25 protein-coding genes are annotated in these 24938 nt (G+C 62.4%); 10 read left to right on the top strand and 15 right to left on the bottom strand.

Annotated elements, in window-relative coordinates; all coding sequences use genetic code 11:
• Positions 1 to 79: 79 nt before the first annotated feature.
• From NTD89_RS06805 to NTD89_RS06780, 6 genes are read right to left on the bottom strand one after another with little or no spacing between them, the layout of a single operon-like run.
• The gene (locus NTD89_RS06805) at positions 80 to 1012 is read right to left on the bottom strand and encodes a phosphatidate cytidylyltransferase (protein ID WP_106575956.1); all 933 of its coding nucleotides are present in this window, start codon (positions 1010 to 1012) and stop codon (positions 80 to 82) included.
• 1 nt (position 1013) lies between these two features.
• Positions 1014 to 1634, bottom strand: coding sequence for a lysophospholipid acyltransferase family protein (locus tag NTD89_RS06800; protein ID WP_214247381.1), 621 nt, complete (start codon positions 1632 to 1634; stop codon positions 1014 to 1016).
• Between the two features lie 9 nt (positions 1635 to 1643).
• Positions 1644 to 2087, bottom strand: coding sequence for a hypothetical protein (locus tag NTD89_RS06795; protein WP_119741217.1), 444 nt, complete (start codon positions 2085 to 2087; stop codon positions 1644 to 1646).
• A complete protein-coding gene (locus NTD89_RS06790; RefSeq protein WP_262206808.1) occupies positions 2077 to 3375 on the bottom strand; it encodes a phosphatase PAP2/dual specificity phosphatase family protein in 1299 nt (432 codons plus the stop codon). The genes NTD89_RS06795 and NTD89_RS06790 overlap by 11 nt, the downstream gene beginning before the upstream one ends.
• 2 nt (positions 3376 to 3377) lie before the next feature.
• Positions 3378 to 5132 (bottom strand): bifunctional alpha/beta hydrolase/class I SAM-dependent methyltransferase, encoded by a 1755-nt coding sequence (locus tag NTD89_RS06785; RefSeq protein WP_262206807.1) that lies wholly within the window; start codon positions 5130 to 5132, stop codon positions 3378 to 3380.
• A gap of 10 nt (positions 5133 to 5142) precedes the next feature.
• Positions 5143 to 5760: a CDP-alcohol phosphatidyltransferase family protein gene (locus NTD89_RS06780; protein WP_145158369.1), complete on the bottom strand. Its 618-nt coding sequence runs from the start codon at positions 5758 to 5760 to the stop codon at positions 5143 to 5145.
• A gap of 318 nt (positions 5761 to 6078) precedes the next feature.
• On the opposite strand from NTD89_RS06780, the gene hflK (NTD89_RS06775) reads away from it, so the two are divergent.
• From hflK (NTD89_RS06775) to cfaB, 8 genes are all read left to right on the top strand, one after another.
• Positions 6079 to 8004, top strand: coding sequence for a protease modulator HflK (hflK, locus tag NTD89_RS06775; RefSeq protein ID WP_262206806.1), 1926 nt, complete (start codon positions 6079 to 6081; stop codon positions 8002 to 8004).
• A gap of 9 nt (positions 8005 to 8013) precedes the next feature.
• Entirely contained in the window at positions 8014 to 9009 is a 996-nt protein-coding gene (gene hflC / locus NTD89_RS06770) for a protease modulator HflC (protein ID WP_262206856.1), read from the top strand.
• The gene (hflK, locus tag NTD89_RS06765) at positions 9006 to 10040 is read left to right on the top strand and encodes a protease modulator HflK (protein ID WP_169367886.1); all 1035 of its coding nucleotides are present in this window, start codon (positions 9006 to 9008) and stop codon (positions 10038 to 10040) included. Before hflC ends, hflK (NTD89_RS06765) begins: the two co-directional genes overlap by 4 nt.
• Positions 10037 to 11923 (top strand): cation-translocating P-type ATPase, encoded by a 1887-nt coding sequence (locus NTD89_RS06760; protein ID WP_262206805.1) that lies wholly within the window; start codon positions 10037 to 10039, stop codon positions 11921 to 11923. The genes hflK (NTD89_RS06765) and NTD89_RS06760 overlap by 4 nt, the downstream gene beginning before the upstream one ends.
• A 116-nt stretch (positions 11924 to 12039) precedes the next feature.
• Positions 12040 to 12294 carry a hypothetical protein gene (locus NTD89_RS06755; protein WP_145158355.1) on the top strand — a complete coding sequence of 85 codons (255 nt, stop codon included), beginning with the start codon at positions 12040 to 12042 and terminating at the stop codon, positions 12292 to 12294.
• A gap of 66 nt (positions 12295 to 12360) precedes the next feature.
• Positions 12361 to 13206 carry a DUF692 domain-containing protein gene (locus NTD89_RS06750; RefSeq protein WP_145158352.1) on the top strand — a complete coding sequence of 282 codons (846 nt, stop codon included), beginning with the start codon at positions 12361 to 12363 and terminating at the stop codon, positions 13204 to 13206.
• Positions 13197 to 13985: a DNA-binding domain-containing protein gene (locus NTD89_RS06745; RefSeq protein ID WP_262206803.1), complete on the top strand. Its 789-nt coding sequence runs from the start codon at positions 13197 to 13199 to the stop codon at positions 13983 to 13985. The genes NTD89_RS06750 and NTD89_RS06745 overlap by 10 nt, the downstream gene beginning before the upstream one ends.
• An 87-nt stretch (positions 13986 to 14072) precedes the next feature.
• A complete protein-coding gene (gene cfaB / locus NTD89_RS06740; protein ID WP_145158346.1) occupies positions 14073 to 15257 on the top strand; it encodes a C17 cyclopropane fatty acid synthase CfaB in 1185 nt (394 codons plus the stop codon).
• A 135-nt stretch (positions 15258 to 15392) separates the two neighbouring features.
• Here cfaB and cls read toward each other — a convergent pair whose 3' ends face one another.
• Positions 15393 to 16832 carry a cardiolipin synthase gene (cls, locus tag NTD89_RS06735; protein WP_262206802.1) on the bottom strand — a complete coding sequence of 480 codons (1440 nt, stop codon included), beginning with the start codon at positions 16830 to 16832 and terminating at the stop codon, positions 15393 to 15395.
• Positions 16833 to 16963: 131 nt separating this feature from the next.
• On the opposite strand from cls, the gene NTD89_RS06730 reads away from it, so the two are divergent.
• Positions 16964 to 17485 (top strand): DUF3617 domain-containing protein, encoded by a 522-nt coding sequence (locus tag NTD89_RS06730; RefSeq protein ID WP_119741192.1) that lies wholly within the window; start codon positions 16964 to 16966, stop codon positions 17483 to 17485.
• Here NTD89_RS06730 and NTD89_RS06725 read toward each other — a convergent pair.
• The 7 genes from NTD89_RS06725 to folE2 are packed head-to-tail and all read right to left on the bottom strand — an operon-like array spanning position 17482 to position 23122.
• Positions 17482 to 18819, bottom strand: a complete 1338-nt coding sequence (locus tag NTD89_RS06725) for a dihydroorotase (RefSeq protein ID WP_145158340.1) — start codon at positions 18817 to 18819, stop codon at positions 17482 to 17484. The two genes, NTD89_RS06730 and NTD89_RS06725, sit on opposite strands and share 4 nt — an antisense overlap.
• A 3-nt stretch (positions 18820 to 18822) precedes the next feature.
• Positions 18823 to 19383 (bottom strand): DapH/DapD/GlmU-related protein, encoded by a 561-nt coding sequence (locus NTD89_RS06720; RefSeq protein ID WP_017135756.1) that lies wholly within the window; start codon positions 19381 to 19383, stop codon positions 18823 to 18825.
• Positions 19380 to 19808, bottom strand: coding sequence for a phosphoribosyl-AMP cyclohydrolase (hisI, locus tag NTD89_RS06715; RefSeq protein ID WP_262206800.1), 429 nt, complete (start codon positions 19806 to 19808; stop codon positions 19380 to 19382). Before hisI ends, NTD89_RS06720 begins: the two co-directional genes overlap by 4 nt.
• Positions 19805 to 20683 carry a metal ABC transporter substrate-binding protein gene (locus NTD89_RS06710; protein WP_262206799.1) on the bottom strand — a complete coding sequence of 293 codons (879 nt, stop codon included), beginning with the start codon at positions 20681 to 20683 and terminating at the stop codon, positions 19805 to 19807. Before NTD89_RS06710 ends, hisI begins: the two co-directional genes overlap by 4 nt.
• 11 nt (positions 20684 to 20694) lie before the next feature.
• Entirely contained in the window at positions 20695 to 21561 is an 867-nt protein-coding gene (locus NTD89_RS06705; RefSeq protein WP_145158332.1) for a metal ABC transporter permease, read from the bottom strand.
• Positions 21561 to 22229, bottom strand: coding sequence for a metal ABC transporter ATP-binding protein (locus NTD89_RS06700; protein ID WP_262206798.1), 669 nt, complete (start codon positions 22227 to 22229; stop codon positions 21561 to 21563). Before NTD89_RS06700 ends, NTD89_RS06705 begins: the two co-directional genes overlap by 1 nt.
• Complete coding sequence (gene folE2, locus NTD89_RS06695; RefSeq protein ID WP_262206797.1) at positions 22226 to 23122, bottom strand: GTP cyclohydrolase FolE2; 897 nt, start codon at positions 23120 to 23122, stop codon at positions 22226 to 22228. The genes NTD89_RS06700 and folE2 overlap by 4 nt, the downstream gene beginning before the upstream one ends.
• Before the next feature lie 129 nt (positions 23123 to 23251).
• Between folE2 and NTD89_RS06690 the strand changes: the two genes are divergently transcribed.
• A complete protein-coding gene (locus NTD89_RS06690) occupies positions 23252 to 24463 on the top strand; it encodes an N-acetylmuramoyl-L-alanine amidase (protein WP_262206796.1) in 1212 nt (403 codons plus the stop codon).
• Here the strand turns inward: NTD89_RS06690 and NTD89_RS06685 are convergent.
• A complete protein-coding gene (locus NTD89_RS06685) occupies positions 24460 to 24828 on the bottom strand; it encodes a glutamine synthetase (RefSeq protein ID WP_262206795.1) in 369 nt (122 codons plus the stop codon). The genes NTD89_RS06690 and NTD89_RS06685 overlap by 4 nt on opposite strands.
• Positions 24829 to 24938: the final 110 nt, after the last annotated feature.

The raw sequence follows: 24938 nt of genomic DNA, 5'->3' as shown, positions 1-24938 counted from the left end.
AAATGGGTTGCTGACCCACCGCCATCGCAGGCAAGCCAGCTCCCACAGGTGATCCGCGTTGAGCTTGAGGTGGTATTTCTCAGGTCCACCAGTAGCGAACAAGGTGGAAGAAAATCGGCGCGGCAAAACACACCGAATCCAGCCGGTCCAGCATCCCGCCGTGACCTTCGATCATGTGGCCCCAATCCTTCACGCCTCGGTCGCGCTTGATCGCCGACATCACAATGCCGCCGGCAAAGCCCAGCAGGTTGATCAGCAGCGCGATCAAGAACGACTGCCACGGGTTGAACGGCGTGGTCCACCACAGCGCTGCGCCGATCAGGGATGACAGCAGGATCCCGCCAACAAAGCCTTCGACGGTTTTGGACGGCGACAGGTTGGGCGCGATCTTGTGTTTGCCGAACAGCTTGCCACACACGTACTGCAGCACGTCCGACAGCTGCACCACGATCACCAGGTAGGCGATCAGCAACAGGTTGCGACCTTCGTAGCCAGGAATGTCGAGGGTCAGTAGGGCGGGGACGAAGGACACGCAGAACACTGCAATCATCAGGCCCCATTGCACCTTCGACGCGCGCTCCAGGAAGTGCGTGCTGTCGCCCCCCAGCGAAGCGAGGATCGGCAGCAGCAGGAACACGTACACCGGGATGAAGATCGAGAACAGCCCGTACCAATCGGAATAGATCAGCAGGTATTGCAGCGGCAAGGCCAGGTAGAACGCGGCCACCAGCGCCGGATAGTCGCTGCGCCGGGTCGGCGTGAGGGTCAGAAATTCGCGCAGGGCGTAGAACGACACCGCGTAGAACAGCAGGATCACCGCACCGGTGCCCAGCCAGAAGGCGATGCCGATCACCACGACCATCACCCACCAGGCATTGATACGGGCGTTGAGGTTGTCGACGACCGCATTTGGCGTACCGCGGGTGCGCAACTTGAGGATCAGGCCGATCAGCGAGGCGAGCACCAGGATGGCGCCGATCCCGCCGAACAACATCAGGGTTTGGCTATCCATGTCAGACATGCTCCGGGGCAAGGGCAAGCAGGGCGTCGCGGGTGCGGGCGAGGAAGGCGGCTTTGTCTTCGTTATCCTCCAATTGCAGGGGAGCACCGAAACTGGTGGTGCACAGCAATGGCAGCGGCAGTACGCGACCCTTGGGCATGACCCGGTTGAGGTTGGCGATCCACACGGGGATCAATTCGGCCTGTGGGTAACTTTTTGCCAAGTGGTACAGGCCGCTCTTGAAGGGCAGCAAGCCGTCTTCGAGATTGCGCGTGCCTTCGGGGAAGATAATCAGCGAGTCGCCACCTTCCAAGGCGGCAAGCATAGGCTGCAGTGGGTTATCCACAGGGTCTTTGCGTTCGCGGTCGATCAGCACGCCGTTGAACACGCGGTTGATGATGTAACGGCGCAGCGCACTTTTGTTCCAGTAATCGCTGCCGGCCACCGGGCGCGTGAATTTGCGCAGGTTCTGCGGCAAGGATGCCCACACCAGCACGAAGTCGCCGTGGCTGCTGTGGTTGGCGAAATAGATGCGCTGCACCGGCACCGGCGCGCACCCCAGCCACAGGCTGCGGGCGCCGGTTACGGTGCGGGCCATTGAGGTAATCAGGGTGGCAACCACAGGTTCGAACATGGGAATTCCTTATCCGGCGAAAGGTAGCCAAGGGCTGGCGAGGATCACGGCCAGGGTCAGCAGCATTTGTGCGCCCAGCAGCCAGGCCTGCTTGCGCAGCAGTTTGAGGGCGCCGCGACGGCGTTCGGTCCAGGGCCGGCCGACCCGCTTGGCCGATTGCAGGCCAAGGGTTTGCAGGGCCTGGTCGAGGTCGGGGGTGCGCTCGGTGTCGCGAGCGAGCAGCGCGAACAGGTCGGCATCGAAGGCGACGCGCAGCGCCCAGTACTTTTGCAGCAGCCCGAGGACAATCATCCACAGGCTGAGCAGCAGGCAGATTGGCGCGACACTCGCCATCAGCAACTGGGCCAGGCCGAAAAGCACGCCGAGCAGCGTCAGGCCTGTGGATAACTGATCCAGCGAGCGACCACGGCGCAGCAGGCTGGCGACCACCTGGAGTTCCATATCAGCGGGCATGGGCTAAACCCTCCAAAGCTTCGCGGTGAGCGGGGTGCAGGACCACATGGGCCCGCGCTGTACGAATAATAGCCAGTGCCTCGTCCACGGTCGTGGCGCGCCCACTGTGCAGCAGCCAGGCAGCAACGGCCGTGGCGCTGCGTGAGTAACCGAGGGCGCAGCACACCAGTAATGGCCCGCTTGCGCGCAGGCGCTCAATGGCTTGGGCGGCTTGCAGGCATTCGGCGGGTGTCGGCGCAATCAGGTCCAGCACGGGGACGCATGCATAAGTGCGGCCCTGTGGATTAATCGGCAATTCGGCGCACAAATCGACGATCGCCTTGAATGAACCTTGCTCGCGTGCGGCGGGTATTCGACCGAGCCAGACGTTATCCACAATCAGGTCAGGCTGTGGATGCTTGCGTGTCCACAGGCGTGAGTTGATCCACGCGGCCGCAAGGTAAGGCGCATACAGCCTGCGCGAGGCAGGCGTCAGCGTGCCGTCGAGCCGTTTTTGAAAGCCCGGCGCGCCGAGTACCAAGTAATTGGCCTTGATCAAACCCAGGGAAACCGCCGGCCACAGCAGCCACAGCCACCAACCGCCGAGTGTTAACGCGAGAATCACCAAGGCCAGCGCGCCCAGGCCATAGCGCACGCCCAGCCGCCAGCGTTTTCGATCCCGCGTAAGCCGCGCATTCAACAGCGGGCTCGGGTGCTCCAGCGGCCACAGCCACACGCATAGCCAGCCGGCGAGGGCGCCTGTGGGTAAGTCGATAAAGTGATGTTGATAAGTGGTCAGCACCGAAATACCGATCAACGCGAACCACCCGTGCACCATCCAGCGCCAGAAGCCTTGGCTGTGGCGCTGGTACATGATCCACAGAATCACCAGCAGCGCGATGTGCAGCGACGGTGCCTGATTAAACGGTTTGTCGAAGCCTGCCAGCACGGCAAACAGCCAGCCGAATACGCCATCCAGCGCCGGCCGTTCAAAGGTGAACCGCAGTGGCCAGATCAGGAAGCAGCTCACGGCAATCACCTGGGCGGTCAGCAGGCGCAGCGCGTGTTGTTTGAGTTCATGGCGGCTAGTGGGCAGCAGCAGCGAGAAGCCGTAGAGCAGGTCGATGGACCAGTAGGGCACGATGGTCCAGGCCCAGAACGGCATATGGGTTTCCCAGCCGAACACCAGCGTGCCGACGTCGCTGCGCTGGCTGGTGACCCAGGTGGCAAAGCCGTAGGTGCTGAAAAACAGCGGCGCCAACAGCAGCAACCACAGGACCGCAGGTTTCAATAAACCGGGTTCGCGCATGCTCAGATCTTCTGTGCCAGAGACACCGTGAAAATGCCCCATTCGTCCACACGCTGAGTGATCTTGCGAAAGCCTGCGGCCTCGACCAGTTGATCCATTTCCGCCTGGCTGCGACGGCGCATCACCCAGGCCTGGCCCTGACGATGGCTGGTCAGCGCGCGGGCGATCAGTTCCAGCTGCGGGTGCCACGGCTGGCCGGTGTACACCAGGTAACCGCCGGGCTCCACGGCTTCGGCAAGGCCGGCCAGCGAACCGCCGACCATGGCGTTATCGGCAAACAATTCATACAGCCCGGACACCACCGCCAAGGTCGGCTTGGGGTCGAGCGCCGCCAGGTCCGCGCGATCAAACGCATCGCCTTTGACGAACTGCGCGATATCCCCCAGGCCTTTTTCGCGAATCAGCGCGCCACCGTCGCGCACGTTGATGTCGCTGTAGTCGCGCAGCAGGATCGACTCCGGCAGCGGCGATACGCCCTGTAAGGCTTCGAGAATGTAGCGGCCATGGCCCGCAGCGATGTCGACAATGCGCACCTGGCGATCATCGCTGCGCAACTTGGCCATGGCCAGGCGCAACAGTTCTTCGACATTCAGCTTGCGCTGGCGAATGCCACGCCAGCCGATGGAGTTGAGGTAGTTGGTGTCGATCATCCGCCCCAGCCCGCCTTTGCCGGTGGGTTTGTTGCGGTACACGTAATCCAGTGTGCTGCCGGAATCGAAGCCGGTGTCAAAGCCCAGTTTGACCCCGTCCGAGAGGTTCTTGCCCAGGCCCATGCTGGCGCGGGTCATGCGCCAGTACAGGTCGCGCAAAGAGTTGCGCGGCAGCGGCGCGGCCAGGGATTCGGACTCGGCGCAGGTGGCGCCCAGCTTGTCGGCGTCGAGCAATGAGGCGCGGTCCAGCGGGTGCGCAAAGTTCTGCAGGATAAAGCGCCTGGCGCTGCTCACGGCCACGGCACGGTCGCGTTCACCGAGGGTGTCGTGGAAGAAGCCGGGCAGGATGTGCAGTTCTTTTTTCAGGCTGCCCAGGCGGTCGAAAAATTGCTGCTGGGGTTTGCGGTGCACCACAAAGTCGGAGCCGGAGATCAGCAGCTGGGTCGGCACCTGGATCGCCTGGGCATCGGCGACAACGCGGTCGGCAGCTTCGTACAGGCCGAGCAGCACATTCACCGAGATCGCCTTGGTGATCAGCGGGTCGCTGTCGTAGGACGCGATGCGCTCGGGGTCATGGCTGAGGAACTTGGCCTTGACGTAGCTGTTAACGAAAAAGTTGCCGCGAAATGTGCGCATCAGCGCCAGGCCTGGCCGCGCGAACGGCACGTAGAGCTTGACCTTGAACGCCGGGGAGGCGAGCACCAGTGCGCGGATTTTCGGCGCGTAATCGTGCACCCACGTGGCTGCGATCACCGCGCCGACGCTCTGGGCGATCACCGCGCAATTGTCTTCTTCGATGCCGTAAGTGGCACCAATGTGGTCACGAAAGGTTTGCACGTCGCGGGCACTGGTGGCGAAGCTTGGGCTGTCGCCGCGCGCGCCGGGCGACTGGCCGTGGCCACGGGCGTCCCAGGCAAAGAAGTCGAAGTGCGGCAGGTCCAGTTCATCGACCATGTGGGCAATGCGCCCCGAATGCTCGTGGCCGCGATGGAACAGCAGGATCGCCTTGCGCGGCTCGTCGCCAAGCGGCGCAGTGGCCGGCCAGTGCCGGTAGAAAAGCTCGACGCCATCGTGGGTACTGAAGCTGTGCTCTTGCTGTTCACGCATCGCAAATTCCTTATGCAGAAGGGGACGTCGTTTCTTTGAGGCCCTGGCGCACGCGGTTGACCAAGGTGTAGGCGAGCAGCGCCGCGACCAGCCACATCACCGCGTTGACCCAACCCGCGCCGAGCCAACCCAGCGCCACGCCGGTGGCCAGCACACCCAGTACAAACGCGCGATCACTCTTGCCCATCGGCCCGTCGTAGCGCCGCGACGCACCGACCATCGGGCCGAGCACACCGGCGTATTCGCTGAACACTGCCAGCAACGTGACCAGCAGCACCGGCGCCAGGCTCACGCCGGGGATCAGCGCAAAGGGCAGGATCAACGCGCTGTCGGCGATCACGTCGCACAATTCATTGAGGTAGGCGCCCAGGCGCGACTGCTGGCCGAATTCCCGGGCGAGCATGCCGTCGATGGCGTTAAGAGCCATGCGCAGGATCATCCACAACGGGATCAGGGCAAACAGCCAGAGGTGTTGGGCAAAGCCTGCGATGAGCAGGCCGACCAGTAAGGACACCACGCCGGCCAGCACGGTGATCTGGTTGGCCGTGGTGCCGTTGTCGTAGAGGCGCTGCACGAGTGGGCGCAGTAAGTTTTGAAAACGCGGTTTGAGCTGATAGATCGAAATCATGGGAGGTGACGCTTCCTTGTCCGTTTACCCGCGAAAAACTGTTTTGGAGTGTGCCGATTAATCGGCGGCTGCACCAGTGATGGCTCGTGTTTATGGGGGGTTAGTCACGGTCTCGAAGGTAATGACGTACGAATGTGACAGGGGGCTTGCTCCCAATAGTGGTGGGGCCGTCAGCTGATCTGTTGCTGATACACCGTCATCGGGGGCAAGCCCCCTCCCACAGGGATTCTCGGTAGGGTTCAACCAGGGTGTTTTCGAACAAAAATTTCACGCCGCGTGTTATATCGTAACGAATTGTGTACAAACGGGCGTGAGTGGATGCAAGTGGATCTAGAAGCTGACGGCGCTTCGGTTGAAGGCTTGCCGCGTTTTCAGCAGGGGCTGTTTCATGCGCGTCGATTGCGCCAGGCCGGCATCAGCCTGACGGCGCTGGCCGTTTGCGCTTGGGTGCTGGCATTGTTTGTCGCCCTGTTTGCGCCGCTGTCGATCTGGCCGGTGGTGCTGATCAACTGCGCGTCGGCCTTGTGGGTGTTGGTGGCCGGCTTGCAATCGGCGTGGTGGGTCGCCGATTGGCGGGCGCAGGCGCTGGAAGAGCCGACGCTGGAATTGATCGAGCCGCGGCTTGAAGACACGGGCGGGTACGCGCGGTTTGCCGGACGTTTCGGCAGCAGCCTGCTGGCGCAGATTGGCGCGCCGGTGCTGTGGTTGAGTGGCTGGTCGTTGCTGGCACTGTTGAGCATTGTCGAATTCTGGAACCTGGCACTGCCCGCTGCAGCCGTGGGGCAATCGGCAAGCGTTGGCGCCGCGCTGGGGCTGGCATTGGCCTTTGGCTTGCTGGTGTTCGAGCGCCGCCTGGCGCAGGAAACAGCTGCGCAATGGCCGGAAGCCTCACAGCTGGCGCAATTAAGCCGGGTGGCGATTGCGTGCCTGGTGGTCAGCGCGATCTGCCTGCTGTTTGCCGGCGCGCAATCTGTATGGCCCCTGCGCCTGGCCGTGTTGATCGGCCTGCTGCCGGGGCTGGTCGCCGTGGAGTTTTTGCTCAGGGCCGTACTGTCGCTGTTCAGCCCACGCCAGCCGCGCCTCGAACCACGCTTGATGGCGCAAAGCTTTATTGCCGGTTTGCTGCGTTGGCCGCCACAACCCTTGCAGGCGCTGCAGCACGAGTTGCACAACCGCTTCGGTATCGATTTGCGCCAGATCTGGGCGTTTACCTACATGCGCCGGGCATTCCTGCCGGTGCTGCTGGTGGTATTGGCCGTAGGCTGGGCGCTGACCGGCGTGCACGAAGTGCCCCTGCAAGGCCGTGGGATTTATGAACGCTTCGGCAAGCCAGTGGCGGTGTTCGGCCCTGGCCTGCATGTCGGATTGCCGTGGCCGTTGGGCCGCGTCATCACTGTCGAAAATGGCGTGGTGCATGAACTCGCTACCAGCATCAGCGAGGCGGCTACACCGGAGCTGGCCGCCGCCGAAGGCCCGGCGCCGACGATCGCCAACCGGTTGTGGGACGCCAGCCATGTGAATGACAAATCCCAAGTGATCGCCAGCAGCCGCGGCGACAAGCAGAGCTTCCAGATCGTCAATATGGACGTGCGGTTCGTCTACCGCATTGGCCTGACCGATCAGGCGGCGCTGGCCGCCACCTATAACAGCGCCGATGTGCCGACGCTGATTCGCAGCACCGCCAGCCGCATCCTGGTGCACGACTTTGCCTCGCGCACGCTCGACGAATTGCTCGGTGAGCAACGCACCCAACTGGCCGACGAAATCGGCCGCTCGGTGCAGGCGGACTTGCAGAAACTCAACAGCGGCGTGGAGATTCTGGCCACGGTGGTCGAAGCGATTCACCCACCGGCCGGCGCTGCCAATGCCTATCACGCCGTGCAGGCTGCGCAGATCGGCGCCCAGGCGCTGATCTCCCGCGAACGCGGCGCTGCCAGCGAACAGACCAACCAGGCCTTGCTGCAGGCCAGCACTGCCCGCGATCAGGCGTTGGCCACCGCGCGCGAAGTGAATGCTGGCGCGCAAGCGGCCGACCTGCGGTTCAGCGCCGAACAAAAGGCCTACGCCACCGCCGGCCAGGCATTCGTGCTGGAACAGTACCTCGGCCAACTCAGCCAAGGCCTGGCCCACGCCAAGCTGCTTATTCTGGATCACCGCCTGGGCGCCGACGGCGCACCGACGATCGATCTGCGTTCTTTTACCTTGCCGGCCGACCCTATGGCGCCGCGTAAAGCCGTTCAATAAGGAGTCTGTCTGTTGAGCGCTCATTCTCACGATCATGGTCATCACCACCATCACGGCCACCACCATCACCCTCACGGTGATGAGCAAGCCGTTGGCCCGTTTCCTTGGCGGCGCATGGCCTGGGCGGTGTTGCTGGTGCTGTTCGCGGTGGCGGCCGCCAGCCTGGTGCAGGTGCGTTCCGGCGAAGCCACGGTGATTACGCGGTTCGGCAACCCGTCGCGGGTGCTGCTGGAGCCAGGCCTGGGCTGGCGCTGGCCGGCGCCGTTCGAAGCGGCGATCCCGGTGGACCTGCGCCTGCGCACCACCTCCAGCGGTTTGCAGGACGTGGGCACCCGCGATGGCTTGCGGATTATCGTGCAGGCCTACGTGGCGTGGCAGGTGCAGGGCGATGCCGACAATGTGCAGCGTTTTATGCGCGCGGTGCAGAACCAGCCGGATGAAGCGGCGCGGCAGATTCGCACCTTCGTCGGCTCGGCGCTGGAGACCACTGCGGCCAGCTTTGACCTGTCCAGCCTGGTCAACACCGACGCCAGCCAAGTGCGCATCGCTGAGTTTGAGGCACAGTTGCGCCAGCAGATTGATCAACAATTGCTCACCACTTATGGCGTGCGCGTGGCGCAAGTCGGTGTCGAGCGTCTGACCTTGCCGTCGGTCACCCTCACCGCCACCGTTGACCGCATGCGCGCCGAGCGCGAGACCATCGCCACTGAAAGCACCGCCGTGGGCAAACGTGAAGCGGCGCAGATTCGCTCCGCCGCCGAACGCGATGCGCGCATCGTGCAGGCCGATGCCACGGTGAAAGCCGCCGATATCGAAGCGCAGTCGCGGGTCGAAGCGGCGCAGATCTATGGCCGTGCCTACGCCGGCAATCCGCAGCTGTACAACCTGCTGCGCTCGCTGGACACCTTGGGCACGGTGGTGACGCCGGGCACCAAAATCATCCTGCGCACTGACGCCGCGCCGTTCCGCGCACTGGTGGACGGGCCGAAGGATGTTCAGCCATGAGTGAGCGTGACAGCCCGGACAGCCCATGGATCCAGGCCGGGCGCCTGACCTTCCTGGCGCTGTACGCGGTGACGGTGTTGGCGGCGTTGGCCTGGGCGTTTTCCAATGTGCGCCAGATCGACCCGCAGAACCGCGCCGTGGTGTTGCACTTCGGCGCGCTGGACCGTATTCAAAATGCCGGCCTTTTATTGGCGTGGCCTCAGCCGTTCGAGCAGGTGGTATTGCTGCCGGCAGCCGACCGTGTGATTGAGCGTCGGGTGGAGAACCTGCTGCGTTCCGACGCGGCGACCCAGGCCGACCGCGTGGCCACCTTTGCCGCGCCGTTGAGCGACGCGCTGGCAGGCTCCGGCTACTTGCTGACCGGCGACGCCGGTGTGGTGCAGCTGGATGTGCGGGTGTTCTACAAGGTCACCGAACCCTACGCGTTCGTGCTGCAGGGCGAGCACGTGCTGCCGGCGCTGGATCGCCTGGTGACGCGCAGCGCCGTGGCGCTGGCGGCGGCGCGCGACCTGGACACCATTCTGGTGGCGCGCCCGGAATTGATCGGCAGCGATAACGGCGCCGCCGAACGCCGTGAGCGACTGCGCGGCGATCTGGTGCAAGGCATCAATAAACGCTTGGCAGACTTGGCCTCCACCGGTTTGGGGTTGGGCATCGAAGTGACGCGTGTCGATGTGCAATCAAGCCTGCCGGGCCCGGCGGTGAATGCCTTCAACGCAGTGCTGACGGCCAGCCAACAAGCCGATAAAGCCGTGGCCAATGCGCGCACCGACGCGGAAAAACTCACCCAAGCCGCCAATCAGGAGGCCGACCGAGTCGTACAAGTGGCCCACGCCCAAGCCAGCGAACGCCTGGCCAATGCCCAGGCGCAAACGGCCACCGTCGCCAGCCTGGCCCAGGTCAAAGACCCAGGCCTCATGCTGCGTCTGTATCGCGAACGCTTGCCGAAGATTCTCGGCCAGGCCGGTTCGGTGACCACGGTCGATCCCAAAGACGACTCCCGCTTGATCATCCAGGGAGCCGAACAATGAGCGCGCCTATGTTGACGTCCGCCGAGCAGCGCAGTGCTGCCCGGCAATTAACCCTGGCCATGTTGGCCTTGGGCTTGCTGGTATTGGGTTTGGTGTGGCGCTGGCTGGCGCCGGACCAGAACGGTGTCAGCCAATTGCTGCTCGGCGTCGCTTCCTTGCTGGTGGCCGTGCCGGTGATGCGTTCGGCCTGGTACAGCCTGCGTTACCCGAGCCTGCATGGCATCACCGACCAATTGATCGCCCTGGCGATGATCGGCGCGTGGGCCACGGGCGATCTGCTGACGGCTGCATTGCTGCCGATCATCATGATTTTCGGCCACGTGCTGGAAGAGCGCAGCGTGATTGGCTCCCAGGAAGCGATTCATGCCCTGGGCAAACTGACCCGCAGCCATGCGCGGTTGGTGCAGGCCGACGGCAGCATTGTGGAAGTGGATAACGGCACGCTGAACACCGGCGATATCGTCGAAGTGCGTGCCGGTGATCGCGTGCCGGCCGATGGTGTGGTGCTGTCGGGCCAGGCGAGCCTGGACACGGCGCCGATCACCGGTGAGTCGGTGCCGCTGGAAGCCAGCGTGGGCGTGCAGGTGTTTGGTGGCGCGATCAACCTCGACGGCTTGCTGCGCCTGGAAGTGACGCGCACCGGTAACGAATCGACCCTGGGCAAAGTCATTGCGCTGATGCAGAACGCCGAACGTTCCAAGCCGCCGATCACGCGGCTGCTGGAGCGTTACGCCGGCAGCTATATGGTGCTGGTGTTGCTGCTGGCGGCGGTGACCTGGTTTGTGACCAATGACGCCCAGGCGATGTTGGCCGTGCTGGTAGCGGCGTGCCCATGCGCCTTGGTGCTGTCCGCCCCGGCCACGGCGATTGCCGGGATTGCAGTGGCGGCGCGGCACGGAATTTTGATTCGCAGCTCGGCATTTCTCGAGGAGTTGGCGGACCTGACCTCGCTGGTTGTGGATAAGACCGGCACGCTGACGTTTGGCACCCTGCGTTTGCAATCCATCGACACCACGGCGCCGGATCGGCAGGTGTTGTTGAACCTTGCCGCCAGCCTGGGTTCGGCCAGCAGCCATCCGGTCAGCCGTGCGTTGGCGGGGCTGGCGACACAGGAACAAATGCTGGGGCTGACGGACATTCGCGAACGCCAGGGCCTGGGCGTGGTGGCGCAGACCGAGCAGGGCGAAGCGGCTTTGGGGCGCCCGGAGTTGTTTGAGCAATTGGGCATCGTGACCACCCGCGTCCCTGATCATGACGGCCCGATTGCCGGTCTGGCGCTGAACGGCCAGTTCCTCGCCTGGCTGCTGCTCGCCGACAGCGTCAAGCCGGAAGCGCGCCAGGCCCTGCAGGAGCTACGCGACTTGGGCCTGGGCCGCCAACTGCTGCTGACCGGTGACCGTCAAAGCGTGGCCGACAGCCTGGCGCTGGATGTCGGTATCAGCGACGTCGAAGCCCAGGCACTGCCGGAAGACAAGCTCAACCGCGTGCTCGGGGAAATCGGCAGTGGCTTTCGGCCAATGGTCGTGGGTGATGGCATCAATGACTCGCTGGCGCTCAAGGCGGGCGTGGTCGGTGTGGCAATGGGCGCGGGCGGTGCGGACATCGCACTGGCGTCGGCGGATGTGGTGTTGATCGGCAGCGACCTGCGGCGCCTGGGCACGTGTGTGCGCTTGAGTCGCCAGTGCCGCCACACGTTGCAGGTCAACGTGATCATCGGGTTGGGCTGGACGCTGGCTATCGTGGTGTTTGCCGCGTTTGGCTGGCTGGGCGCGGCCGGCGCCATGATTGCGGCGGTGTTGCATAACTTGAGCACCTTGCTGGTACTGGGCAACGCCGGGCGTTTGCTGCGCTTTCAGGAGCCACTTTTGAAGCTTGAAGAATAATTTCAGAAATATCTGCATACAGCTGTAACGCCGATAAGGGTCCTCACTCTAGTGGTATGTCGAGACTGAACACTCCGTTCAGACCGGCACCCCTACCGATCATGAGGACTCTAAAAATGAACTTCAAATCCGCTGCTGCTGGTGCCGCCCTTGCGATGGCCGCCGCTACCCTGTTTGCTGGTGTTGTGACCCAGGCTCAAGCCGCTGACACGGCTGTGCACTGCTACGGTATCAACGCGTGCAAAGGCCAGAACGACTGCAAAACCAAAGACCATGCTTGCAAAGGTCAGGGTTCTTGCAAAGGCCAGGGCTTCCTCGCCAAGCCCTCCGCTGCTGCCTGCATGAAGGCTGGCGGCACCGTCGGCGAGTAACCGGCACCGAGTGCACCCGCAGCGGACGCCCCCCACCGCTGCGGACACTTTGCCCTGGAGTGAGTCATGTCCGCGTCCCTTCCAAGTCTGGGTTACGGCCTGGGTTTACGCAGTGAGTACTACCAGCAGATCCTTGAACAATCGCCGGCCGTGGATTGGTTTGAAGTGATCTCCGAGAATTATCTGGTCCAGGGCGGTAAAGCCTTGTACTACCTGGATGCGATAGCCGAGCGCTATCCCCTGGTGATGCACGGTGTGTCCCTGTCCATCGGCGGGCCGCATGCCCTCGATATCGATTACCTGAAACACATCAAGCAGCTCGCCGAGCGCATTCAGCCGGCGTGGGTTTCCGATCACCTGTGCTGGAGCCGCGGCAACGCCCATCAGTTGCATGACCTGCTGCCGCTGCCCTACACCGAAGAAAGTCTCTACCACGTGGCCGGCCGCGTGCGCCAAGTGCAAGACGTCTTGCAGCGTCCGCTGGTGCTGGAAAACGTTTCCAGCTATGTGCGTTCCAAGGCCGACGAATTCACCGAGTGGGAATTCCTCAAGGCCCTGGCCCACCTGACCGGCTGCCAGCTGTTGTTGGACGTGAACAACGTGTATGTCAGCTCGCGTAACCACGGCTTCGACGCCTGGACGTTTATCCGCAGCCTGCCGCCTGAAAGCATCCGCCAACTGCACTTGGCCGGGCATAGGGATTACGGCGACTACGTGGTCGATACCCATGATCACCCGGTGTGCGATCCGGTGTGGGCGCTGTATCAACAGACGCTAGAGCTGTTGGGGCCGGTCTCGACATTGCTGGAGCGCGATGACCATTTCCCGCCGTTCGAAGAGCTGCTCGCCGAGTTGAGCAAGGCCCGTGAGCTGGGCGCCAGCGCGTTGGCCAGGAGGGCGTTATGCGCCTGATCGATTGGCAGTTGGCGTTTGAGCAGCATCTATTGTCCGAAAGCTCGGTGGCCAACAGTGGGTTTGCCGCGACCTTGCTGGGCGGGCCGACCCTGGATGTGGACACGGGCCTGGCGATTTACCACAACGCCTATGTGTCGCGGCTTCAGGAAGTGTTGCGGCATGACTTCGGCGCCATCCGCTATTGGCTGGGTGACGACGAGTTTGCATTGCTGACGGACGCCTATGTGCGCCGCTATCCGTCGGCCCATTACAGCCTGCGTTGGCTGGGCGAGCGGTTCCCGGCGTTTCTCGTCGAGCATCTGGTGCAAGAGCACAGCGCGCCGCTGGCCGAGTTGGCGCGATTGGAGTGGGCGTTTACCTTGGCGTTCGATGCGCCGCAGGGTGAGCCGCTGGGTGTGAATGACATGGCGCAGTTGGCCCCCGAAAACTGGCCGGGTTTGCAGGTAGGCCTGGCGCCTTCGGTGCAACAGGTGCTGTGTCAGTTCAATAGCGTGGCGATTTGGCGGGCCAGCAAGGATGAGTCGGATTTCCCTGATAGCCAGGCGCTGGAACGGGCGCAGATGTGCCTGGTGTGGCGTCACCAGAATGTGTGCCATTACCGCAGCCTTGAGCCGGCTGAAGCCTGTGCGCTGGCGGGCATGGTGACCACCGGCTGGAATTTTTCAGAACTGTGCACAGGGTTGGCAGTCACTTATGGAGAGGGGGCGCCACTGCAAGCGGTGACCTGGCTGAAACAGTGGATCCAGGACGGTTTGCTCGAGCATCGAGCCTTATAGTTAAGTGCTATCAAATCGATAGCCTCCTACTTTGTCTTCGGATGGTCTACCCTCACTCCAGACGTCTGAAACAAGGGGGGACTACTCATGCTCGCGCAACTTCCACCGGCCTTACAGAATCTCAAGCTACCGCTGCGTCTTCGACTCTGGGACGGCCATGAATTTAACCTGGGTCCCGAGCCCAGTGTGACGATCGTGGTAAAGGACCCCACGGTCGTTTCCAGCCTGACTCATCCAACGCTGGACTCATTGGGCGAAGCCTTCGTCGAGGGCAGACTGGAGCTGGAAGGCTCCATCAGCGAAGTAATCCGAGTATGCGACGAGCTGAGTCACGCCCTGATTGAAGACGACGAGGAGAGTCGTCCGGTACGCTCGATCCACGACAAGGCCACTGATGCCGCGGCCATTTCCTACCATTACGACCTGTCCAACGAGTTCTACCAGCTGTGGCTGGATCAGGACATGGCGTACTCCTGCGGTTATTTCGAAACCGGCAGCGAATCCATCGATCAGGCCCAACAAGACAAATTTCGCCACCTGTGCCGCAAGTTGCGGCTGCAGCCAGGCGAGTATTTGCTCGACGTCGGCTGTGGGTGGGGTGGGTTGGCGCGTTTTGCGGCGCGCGAGTTCGGCGTCAAAGTGTTTGGGATCACGCTGAGCAAAGAACAGTTGGCGCTGGCCCGTGAACGGGTCAAGGCCGAGGGTCTGGAAGACCAGGTAGACCTGCAACTGCTCGACTACCGCGATCTGCCCCAGGACGGTCGTTTCGACAAGGTGGTGAGCGTGGGCATGTTTGAGCACGTCGGCCACGCCAACCTGGCGGAGTACTGCAAGGTGCTGTTTGGCGCCGTGCGCGAAGGCGGCCTGGTGATGAACCATGGCATCACCGCCAAGCACACCGACGGTCGCCCCGTGGGCCGTGGCGCCGGCGATTTTATCGAGCGATATGTGTTCCCCAACGGCGAGCTGCCACACCTGGCGATGATGACGGCGGAAATCAGCGAAGTCGGGCTGGAAGTGGTCGACGTCGAAAGCCTGCGCCTGCATTACGCGCGCACGCTGGACCATTGGAGTGAACGCCTGGAAGACAACCTTGAGGCGGCCGCCAAGATGGTGCCGGAGCAAGCGTTGCGGATCTGGCGGCTGTACCTGGCCGGGTGCGCATATGCGTTTGCGCGGGGCTGGATCAACTTGCACCAGATATTGGCAGTGAAGCCTCACGCTGATGGCAGCCATGAACTGCCGTGGACGCGGGAAGATATTTACCGCTGATCTTCAGCACACTGCAGATCAAAAAACTGTGGGAGCTGGCTTGCCGGCGATGGCGGTGTATCAGGACCAGATGGGTCGACTGATACACCGCTTTCGCAGGCAAGCCAGCTCCCACATTTGTTTGTGTGTTGTTTGTTAGAGAATCGGTGAGATCAAACGCGCCACTCGCATGCCCAGCTGTTGCAGGCGGCGGGTCTCGAGGCTTTCTTCGTGGCTGACTTCATGGGCTTGTGCGAAGTCGTCCAGCAGCATCTGCTCCACCTGGCTGGCAAACGCTTCATCGACCGTCAGCAACATCACTTCAAAATTCAGCCGGAACGAACGGTTGTCCATGTTCGCACTGCCGATTGCGCTGATTTCGCTGTCCACCAGCACCACTTTCTGATGCAGGAAGCCCGGCTTGTAGCGGAACACGCGCACGCCAGCGCGTACGGCTTCGATGGCGTAGAGGCTGGAGGCGGCGTAGACGATACGGTGATCAGGCCGCGACGGCAGCAGCAGGCGCACATCGACCCCGCGCAAAACCGCCAGGCGCAGGGCGGCGAACACCGCTTCATCGGGTACGAAATACGGGCTGGTGATCCACACGCGCTCGGTCGCGGCATGGATAGCCTCGACGAAAAACAGCGAGCAGGTTTCATACGGATCGGCCGGGCCGCTGGCGAGCAATTGGCAGAGCACGCCGTCTTCGGGGTAGGCGTCAGGCAGGATCAGCGGCGGCAGCTCGCGCGCGGCCCAGAACCAGTCTTCGGCAAACGACTCCTGCAGGCACGCCACCACCGGGCCGGTAACCTGCACGTGGGTGTCGCGCCACGGCGCCAGTGGCGGTTTTTTGCCCAAGTATTCATCGCCGACGTTATGCCCGCCGACAAAGCCGGTGAGGCCGTCGACCACCACGATCTTGCGGTGGTTACGAAAGTTGACCTGGAACCGATTGAGCCAGCCACTGCGGGTAGCGAACGCTTTGACTTTGACCCCGGCGTCGCGCAGCGACTGCACATAGCTGTGGGGCAGGGCGTGGCTACCGATGCGGTCGTAGAGCACGTGAATATCTACACCTTCGGCAGCTTTTTCCTTCAGCAGGGCGTGCAACTGCCTGCCAAGATCGTCGTCATGAATGATAAAAAACTGGAACAGCACCGCGGTCTTAGCCTGGCGAATCGCCGCGAAAATCGCGCTGAACGTGGCATCGCCATTAATCAGCAAGCGCACGTCATTGTTGGCCAGGCACGGCATGCGGCCCAATTTGGGCATGGCGCGCAAGGACGCATAGGCGTGGGAGTTGCGCGCTGTCAGGGCTTCTTCGACCCACGGGCGCCAGTTCAGCGCGGTGATGGCGGTGTGCATTTCCTGGTTGGCCTGGCGACGCGCCTGGATGTACGCGTCAAAGGTGCTGCGGCCAAAGATGAGGTAGGGAATCAGCGTCAGGTAGGGCATGAACATCAGCGACAAGGCCCAGGCGATCGAGCCTTGGGCGGTCCTGACGGTCAGCACCGCGTGGATCGCGGCGAGCGTCCCGAGAAAATGCAGCGTGGCAATGAAGTAGGCGAGCAGGTGCGGGCCAAAAAAATCCATGAACGACATCACTCCAGGCAATCCAGTGCCCTAACAGACCATGTTCGACGACGAATGTCGCTATTTTATTTGCCGTGCAACACTGGCGCCTTTGCAGCGTCTAACGCCCACAATTACCCAGGAGTTACCCGATGAATGCTCGTCTGCTTGGTTTGGCCATGGTTGTTGGATTGACGCTGCCCGTGGCGGCTCAGGCGCAGATGCTGGCGCCGGGCTTGTGGGAATTGACCACCAGCAATATGAAAGTCGATAACCAGGACTTGCCCGACCTGTCGCTGATCCTCGGTCAGCTCAAGCAACAGATGACGCCCGAACAGCGCGCCATGCTCGAAAAACAGGGCATCACCATGGCCGGCAAAGGCGTGCAGGTTTGCCTGACGCCTGCCCAGGTCGCGTCTGATTCTATTCCCTTGACCGATCCGCAATCGGGCTGCAAACAGCAAGTGACCGACAAAACCGGCAACCAGTGGAAATTCCGTTTCAGCTGCCCGAAAGCCCAAGGCACTGGCGTTGCGACCTTCCAGAGCCAGCAGGAATTCACCACCACCGTCAACGGTACCTTCAATGCCACCGGCGTTCAGCAAAAGGGCAGCCTGGACACTCACGCCCAATGGCTGGGCAACGATTGCGGTACGGTCAAACCCCGCGCTTAACGCAGAAAGTGCAGGGGCAGCCCCTGGCAACTGTCGATCACCTGGCCGTTGTGCCACGCCAGGTGGCCGGACACCAGGGTGGTGCTGACGCTGTGGCGAAAGCTGCGCTCGGCGAAGGGCGTCCAGCCGCAGCGTGCGAGAATCGGCTGGCTGCTGACGGGTTTGCCTTCGGGCTCAGGTTTGATCAGCACCAGGTCGGCCCAATAGCCCTCGCGTAGATAGCCTCGATCCGGGATAGCGAACAGGTCGGCCACACGGTGACTGGTCTTTGCCACCAGTGTGGTCAGCGGCAAATGCCCGTCAATCACCAGCTCCAACAACGCCGGCAGCGCGTGCTGCACCAGTGGCAGGCCTGACGGCGCTTCGCGATAGCCCAACTGTTTTTGCGCCCAGGTATGCGGCGCATGATCACTGCCGATCACATCCAGACGATTACTCAGCAAGGCCAGGCGCAGCGCGTCGCGGTCGGCGCGGGTCTTGATCGCCGGGTTGCATTTGATCTGGTGGCCAAGGCGGTGATAGTCGCGGTCATCGAACAGCAGATGGTGCAGGCAAACCTCGGCAGTGATGCGCTTCTCGGCCAAAGGCTTGTCTTCGAACAGGGCCAACTCGCGAGCGCTGGTCAGGTGCAGCACGTGTAGGCGCGTGCCGTGTCGCTGGGCCAGTTCCACCGCAAAAGACGATGAGCGAAAACAGGCTTCGGCATCCCGGATCAGCGGGTGGGCGACGGCGGGAATGTGCTCGCCGAAGCGCTCACGCAGGCGCTGCTCATTCGCCAGGATGCTCGGCGTGTGTTCGCAGTGGGCGAGAAGGATGGTCGGTACTTCGGCAAACAGCCGCTCGAGAATTCGCGGGTCGTCCACCAGCATGTTGCCGGTGGAGGCGCCCATGAACACTTTCACCCCGGCCACTTCACGCGGATCGAGGGCGGCGACGATGTCCAGGTTGTCGTTGCTCACGCCAAAGTGGAAGCCGTAGTTGGCCACCGAGTGCAGCGCGGCGCGGCGCTTCTTATCGGCCAGGGCTTCCAGGTTCAGGGTGGCAGGGTGGGTGTTGGGCATGTCCATGAAACTGGTGATGCCACCGGCCACCGCCGCGCGGGACTCACTGTAAAAACTGCCTTTGTCGGGCGCGCCAGGTTCGCGAAAGTGCACCTGGTCGTCGATCATGCCTGGCAGCAGCCATTGACCCTGGGCGTCAATTTCCACCGGCTCGTTGTAGCCTTCGAGGCTGGCGGCAATCTTCTCGATGCGGCCATTGGCGACCAGTACATCGGCATCGAACTCACGGCCCTCATTCACCAGGCGGGCATTGCGAATCAGCAGGCGGCTCATGGTTCAGAACTCGTTTTGCAGGGCTTTGTAACCACGCACCAGGTCGACATTGGTGCGCGCCACGTCTTCAGAAAACTCTGAGGCGCTGACACTCACCGGCGGAAATTGCGACAGGTCGGTGTTCGGGCCAATGCGGGTGGTGGAGGGCACGTAGAAGGCGGCGGGCAAGTCGCGGCCGTCGACCACCGAGTTGTGGCGCACCACGCAGCCATCGCCGACGGCACAGTTGAACAGCACGCTGTTGAAGCCGATGAAGACGCGGTCGCCGACGGTGCAGGGGCCGTGAACGATGGAGCGATGCGCGATGGAGGTAAATTCTCCAATGGTCACCGCCGCGCCGGATTTGGAGTGGATGACCACGCCGTCCTGAATGTTTGAATTGGCGCCGATGGTGATCGGGTCCATGTCGCCGGTGGCGTCGACTTCGTCAGCGCGGATCACGGCGTAAGGGCCGACGAAGACGTTTTCGCCGATGATGACCTTGCCGCAGATGATCGCGGTTTTATCCACGTAGGCCGATTCGGCAATCACCGGCAGATCGCCGGAAGGGTTCTTGCGGATCATGCAGCGGGCTCCTTTTTTAGGGGCGAGGTGATGATGTGAACGTGGGCGCCGTCGATGGCGTTGTAGAAGCAGGTGGGCCGGCCGGTGTGGCAGGCCGGGCCTTGTTGGTCGACGATCAGCAGCACGGCGTCGCCGTCGCAATCCAGCCGGGCCTCAACCAGCTGTTGCCAGTGACCGGAGCTTTCACCTTTGCGCCACAGCTGCCCGCGCGAGCGCGACCAATAGCAGACTTGCCCGGTGGCCAGGGTTTCGGTGAGGGCCTGGCGGTTCATCCAGGCCAGCATCAACACCTCGCCGCTGCCGTGTTGCTGGGCGACGGCGGCAATCAGGCCGTCGCTGTTCCACGCCACGGCGTCGAGCACGGTGTGGAGTGGAAAGCGGCTGCCCATGGCAGCCTCTTCCAGGTCGAGCATGCTCAGGGTCATGGCTTGCTCAGGGCCGCGCACAGGGTGTTGAGGTTGTATTCGAACAGCCCGGTAAAGGTGCTGGCCGGGCCTTGGGCGGCGAGGGCGTCGGAGTACAACGTGCCTCCGATCTGCGCGCCGCTTTCGTCAGCAATCTGCTTAAGCAGGCGCGAATCCTTGATGTTCTCCATGAACACGGCTTTGACCTTGTCCTTGCGGATCTGGGTGATCAGCGTAGCGACTTCGGCGGCAGACGGTTCGCGTTCAGTCGACAGACCCTGGGGCGCGAGGAACTGAATGCCATAGGCCTGGCCCAGGTAACCGAAGGCGTCATGCGAGGTGACGATGCGACGGTTGCCCGGTGGCAGCGCGCCGAACTGGGTCTTGGCCTCGGCCAGCAGGCGGTAGATTTCTTTCAGGTAGGTTTGGCTGTTGCGCTGGTAATCGGCTTTGTTGGCTGGGTCGGCGGCAATCAACGCCTTGGTGATGTTGTTCACATAGATTTCGGCGTTGGCCAGGTTATGCCAGGCGTGCGGGTCGGGGATGGTTTCGCCGTCTTCTTCCATGGTGTGAGAGATCACGCCTTTGCTGGCGGTCACGACCGCGGCTTTGGTTTCGGTGCTGGTCACCAGGCGGTCCAGCCAGGGCTCGAAGCCAAGGCCGTTCTTGATGATGACCCGGGCCTTGAGCAACGCCTTGGCGTCGTCCGGCGTGGGTTCGTAGGTATGGGCGTCGGCGTCCGGGCCGACCATGTTGCTGATCTGGATGTGATCGCCACCGATCTGGTGGGTGATGTCATCCAGAATACTGAAGCTGGTCACCACTTGAAGTTTGTCGGCGGCCTGAGCCATCGACAAGGGCAGCAGAAGGCTGAACATCACGAGTAGAGCGCGCATCGGGAAACACCTCATTGGGATGTAAGAGAGGGCGGGCGGCGCAGCAAGCCGTGCACCGGACCGAAGACCACGGACAGCAAATACCCGCCGCCCGCCACCAGCACGATGGCCGGGCCGCTGGGCAGTGAGTAGTAGAACGACAGCAACAAACCGAACCACACCGACAGGCATCCCAGCACCGCCGATACTGCAATCAACACCGGCAGGCGCCGGCTCCAGAAGCGTGAAGCAATCGCCGGCAACATCATCAAACCCACCACCATCAACGCGCCGATGGCCTGGAAACCGATCACCAGGTTCAGCACCACCAAGGTCAGAAATAACCCGTGTGCGAGTGGGCCGAGGCGGCTGACGGTTTGCAGGAACAGTGGGTCGAGGGTGTCGAGCAGCAACGGTTTGTAGATCAGCGCCATGGCGATCAGGCTGAAACCGGAGACCCAGAGCATGCCGGTGAGGGTGGTTTCATCCACGGCCAACGCGGAGCCGAACAGCAGGTGCAGCAAGTCCAGACGCTTGCCCGCGATGCCAAGAATCAGCACGCCGGCGGCGAGGGAGATCGGGTAGATGGCGGCGAGGCTGGCGTCTTCACGCAGGCCGGTGCGGCGGGTGATCCACGCGGATAAACCGGCCATGCTCAGGCCGGCACCGAGGCCGCCGATGGTCAGCGCGGGCAGGCTGAGCCCGGCAAACCAGAAGCCCAGCGCGGCGCCGGGCAGGATGCCGTGAGCCACCGCGTCGCCGATCAGGCTCATGCGTCGCAGGATCAGAAACACACCCAGCGGCGCGGTGCTGCAGGCGAGCACAAGCCCGCCGATAAGTGCGCGGCGCATGAACACGAAGTCGAAAAAAGGCATCCACAGGTGGGCGGCAAAGTGCATCAGGCCACCTGCATTTGGGGTTGGGGGCGGATCAGCTCTTTGCTGAGGCCGAACACGCAGCCGGTGCTTTTGATCTGCACCACGTGCTGGGTGTGGTGGCGCACGGAGGCCAGGTCGTGACAGACGACGATGATCGTGCGGCCCTGGTCGTGCCAGGCGTGAATGTGTTTCCAGCACAGCGCCTGTCCGTCTTCATCGAGGGCGGCGTGGGGTTCGTCGAGCAACAACACGGGCGCTTCGGCGAGGCTCATGCGGGCGAGCAGGGCGCGTTGCAGTTCGCCGCCGGACAAGGCCATCAGCGGGCGATTTTCCAGCCCACTGAGGCACCAGTCCTCCAGCACCGCCTGCAGACGTTCGTTGCGTTGGGCTGGCGTGAGTTGTGTGCCCCAGAAGCCGGCGGCGACCAGCTCTTGCAGGTTGATGGGGAACTGGCGATCCAAGTGCTGCTGCTGCGGCAGAAACGACAGGCCACCCCGGCGCGGAACCTCCACGCTGACCTTGCCCGCCAGCGGTTTTTGCAAACCGGCGATCACTTTGAGCAGGCTGCTTTTGCCGGTGCCGTTGGCGCCGATGATGCCGGTGAGGCTGCCTTTTTCCAGGGTCAAATCCAGTGCTGGGGTGAGCGGTTGCCCAGGTGCACCCCAGCGCAAAGCGTTACAGGTGATCATGCAGAGTCTCTCGTCCAGCGGCTTTCAGCCACGGCATCGTGCGCGTGCAGGCTTTCGGCGTGGATCACTTTCAGGTGGAAGGCTTTGACGGCATCCGAGCGTTTCAAGGCGAGGTTAAGGCGGCGTGCGGCGTCTTCACAGAACATCAGGTTCTGCCCGTTGGCCAGGGCGAAGGCTTGTTCGTCCGCACGTTTCACCGCGGTTTGCACGGCGGTACCGAGCGCGGCTTCGACGTCATCGATCAGGTCGGTGAGCGGCAAGGTGGACTGATTGGCGTCCAGCTCGATAGAGAGTTGTGCGCTGCTGCGTTGGCTGTGGGGCGTGGCGACGATGCCGTTGGCGCTGCCGAGCCAGGTCAGTACGTCTTCGTGTTGCAGCGGGGTGTTGGCGAAATCTTCAAGAAATTGCTGCTGAATCAATTGCCTGGCGAGCGCAGCGGAGCAGGGGCAGGTTGAGGAATAGGTAACGTCAATTTTTAGTTCCACGTGGAACATCTGGTTTTCCAGACGTGCCTCGATGCACACCGGGTAGCCTTTCCAGCCAGCCAATTGGCTGACCAATGCCGGGCGTTTGAGCAGCAAATCCGTGTGAATTCGTAGGTAGGCGTTCTTAGATAATCCTTCATGACTCTCAAGAAAGCGCTGCAGTACATTACGCAGAAGTGCAGGCGTAAGAAGCTGCTGGTCGAGCATTTCCAGGGCCAGGTACAGGCGCGACATATGAATGCCGCGGGCCTCGCCGTCGTCTAGGCTGACGCCTGCATCGGCGGTGGCAGTCAGGCGTTGGCCGTCGATAAGAATGGGCAAGGCGATGCCGCACATGCCTACCCAGTCGAGCGGCAAGGCTTGGCGTGAAGCCTGCGCGGCGATATCCGGCAGAGTCAGCGCATTCATGAGCAGGTCCATCGTTGGAAATAAAAAAGACATGTTATATTATAACTATTGAGTCGACGATGATTTTTCTGCTCCAGCCTTTCTTCAGTCATGTCGAGCAGGGACGCTCCTCTATTCGCGGTATATGTCATGCACAGACGTCAGCTCCTCAACCTGCTGCTGGTCAGCCCTCTGTTCACCTTTCCATTGGGGGCTTTTGCCACGCAGATTCGCAATGCGCGCCTGTGGCGCTCCGACGACAAACTGCGGCTGGTGTTCGACCTCAGCGGCCCGGTGCAATACAAGACCTTTTCCCTGACCTCACCGGAGCGCTTGATCATCGACCTGAGCGGCGCCGGGCTCAGCGGCGATTTCTCGCAGTTGGCCTTGAAGAACAGCGGAATCACTTCGATCCGCTCCGGGCATTTTGGTAAAGGCGATACGCGCATCGTGCTGGACCTGGCCGCACCGATGCAGGTCAACAGCTTCTTGTTGCCGCCGCAGGATGGCCAAGGTCATCGCCTGGTACTCGACCTGAGCAGCGCCACCCAAGCGCCGCGCCAGATCGCCGCGCAGCCGCAACCTCTTGTGGCGCCGGTGGACAAGGTGCATCCCAAGCGCGACATCATCGTAGTGGTCGATCCCGGTCACGGTGGCAAAGACCCAGGCGCAATCGGTTCCAAGGGCCAGCGCGAAAAGGACGTGGTGTTGTCCATCGCCCAATTGCTGGCCAAACGCTTGAAGCGTGAAAAAGGCTTTGACGTGAAACTGGTGCGCAACGACGACTTCTTCGTACCGCTGCGCAAGCGCGTGGACATCGCCCGTCAGCACAAGGCGGATATGTTTATCTCGGTGCACGCCGATGCCGCGCCACGGCTCACGGCCTCCGGGGCGTCGGTGTACGCGTTGTCTGAAGGCGGCGCCACCTCCGCCACGGCGCGCTTCATGGCGCAGCGTGAAAATGGCGCGGACCTGCTGGGTGCCACCACCTTGCTCAATCTCAAGGACAAGGACCCGATGCTGGCCGGGGTGATTCTCGACATGTCGATGAACGCCACCATCGCCTCCAGCCTGCAGTTGGGCAGCTCCGTGTTGGGCAGCCTGCAAAACATCACCACGCTGCACCAGAAGCGCGTGGAGCAGGCAGGGTTTGCGGTGCTCAAGTCACCGGATGTGCCGTCGATCCTGGTCGAGACCGGGTTCATTTCCAACACCCAGGACGCTCAGCGGCTGGTCACTGCGCGCCATCAACAGGCGGTGGCGGATGGGCTTTTCGAAGGCTTGAAAAAGTACTTCGAGAAGAACCCGCCGATGAACAGCTACATGGCGTGGGCTCAGGAGCAGAAGAACGGCCAGGTCTAGCAGCCGGTAATGCGGCTGCACGTGAACTTCGCACGGGTGCCGCCTGAGCTGGAAAACCGGTTGATGGTGGTCCAGCCCACGCGGCGCGTGTAGCCGACCCACGCCTCACCATCGGACGCCAACCCGGTAAAGAACGTCAGTTGCCCATAGCGGCTGTTGGTCTGTGCCCAGTAGCGTTTGCCGATCACCTCGAAACCGTGCAAATACGTGGTGCTGCCGGCAGCCGCCACGCTGTAGGCATTCCCCAGCGGATCCACGCAAGCCAGCAGGTTGGCGCTGCGCACGCAGGTAGCCGCCAGGCTCGGCGTTTGTGCGCAGGAAGGTCCTGCCACTGCCAATAACAGGGCGCACAGCAGATATTTCATAAGGTTTCTCGGGGGCTGGAACGGGCTCAAGCATTGCGCCCTTCGTCGTGACGAGCAAGGGGATTGGCTTATTTGTGTTGTTATACTATAACATAAAAACACAGCCTGAC

The organism is Pseudomonas sp. 14P_5.3_Bac1 (genome assembly GCF_025466135.1).
Classification (GTDB): domain Bacteria; phylum Pseudomonadota; class Gammaproteobacteria; order Pseudomonadales; family Pseudomonadaceae; genus Aquipseudomonas.
This window is presented reverse-complemented; position numbering and strand designations above follow the sequence as displayed.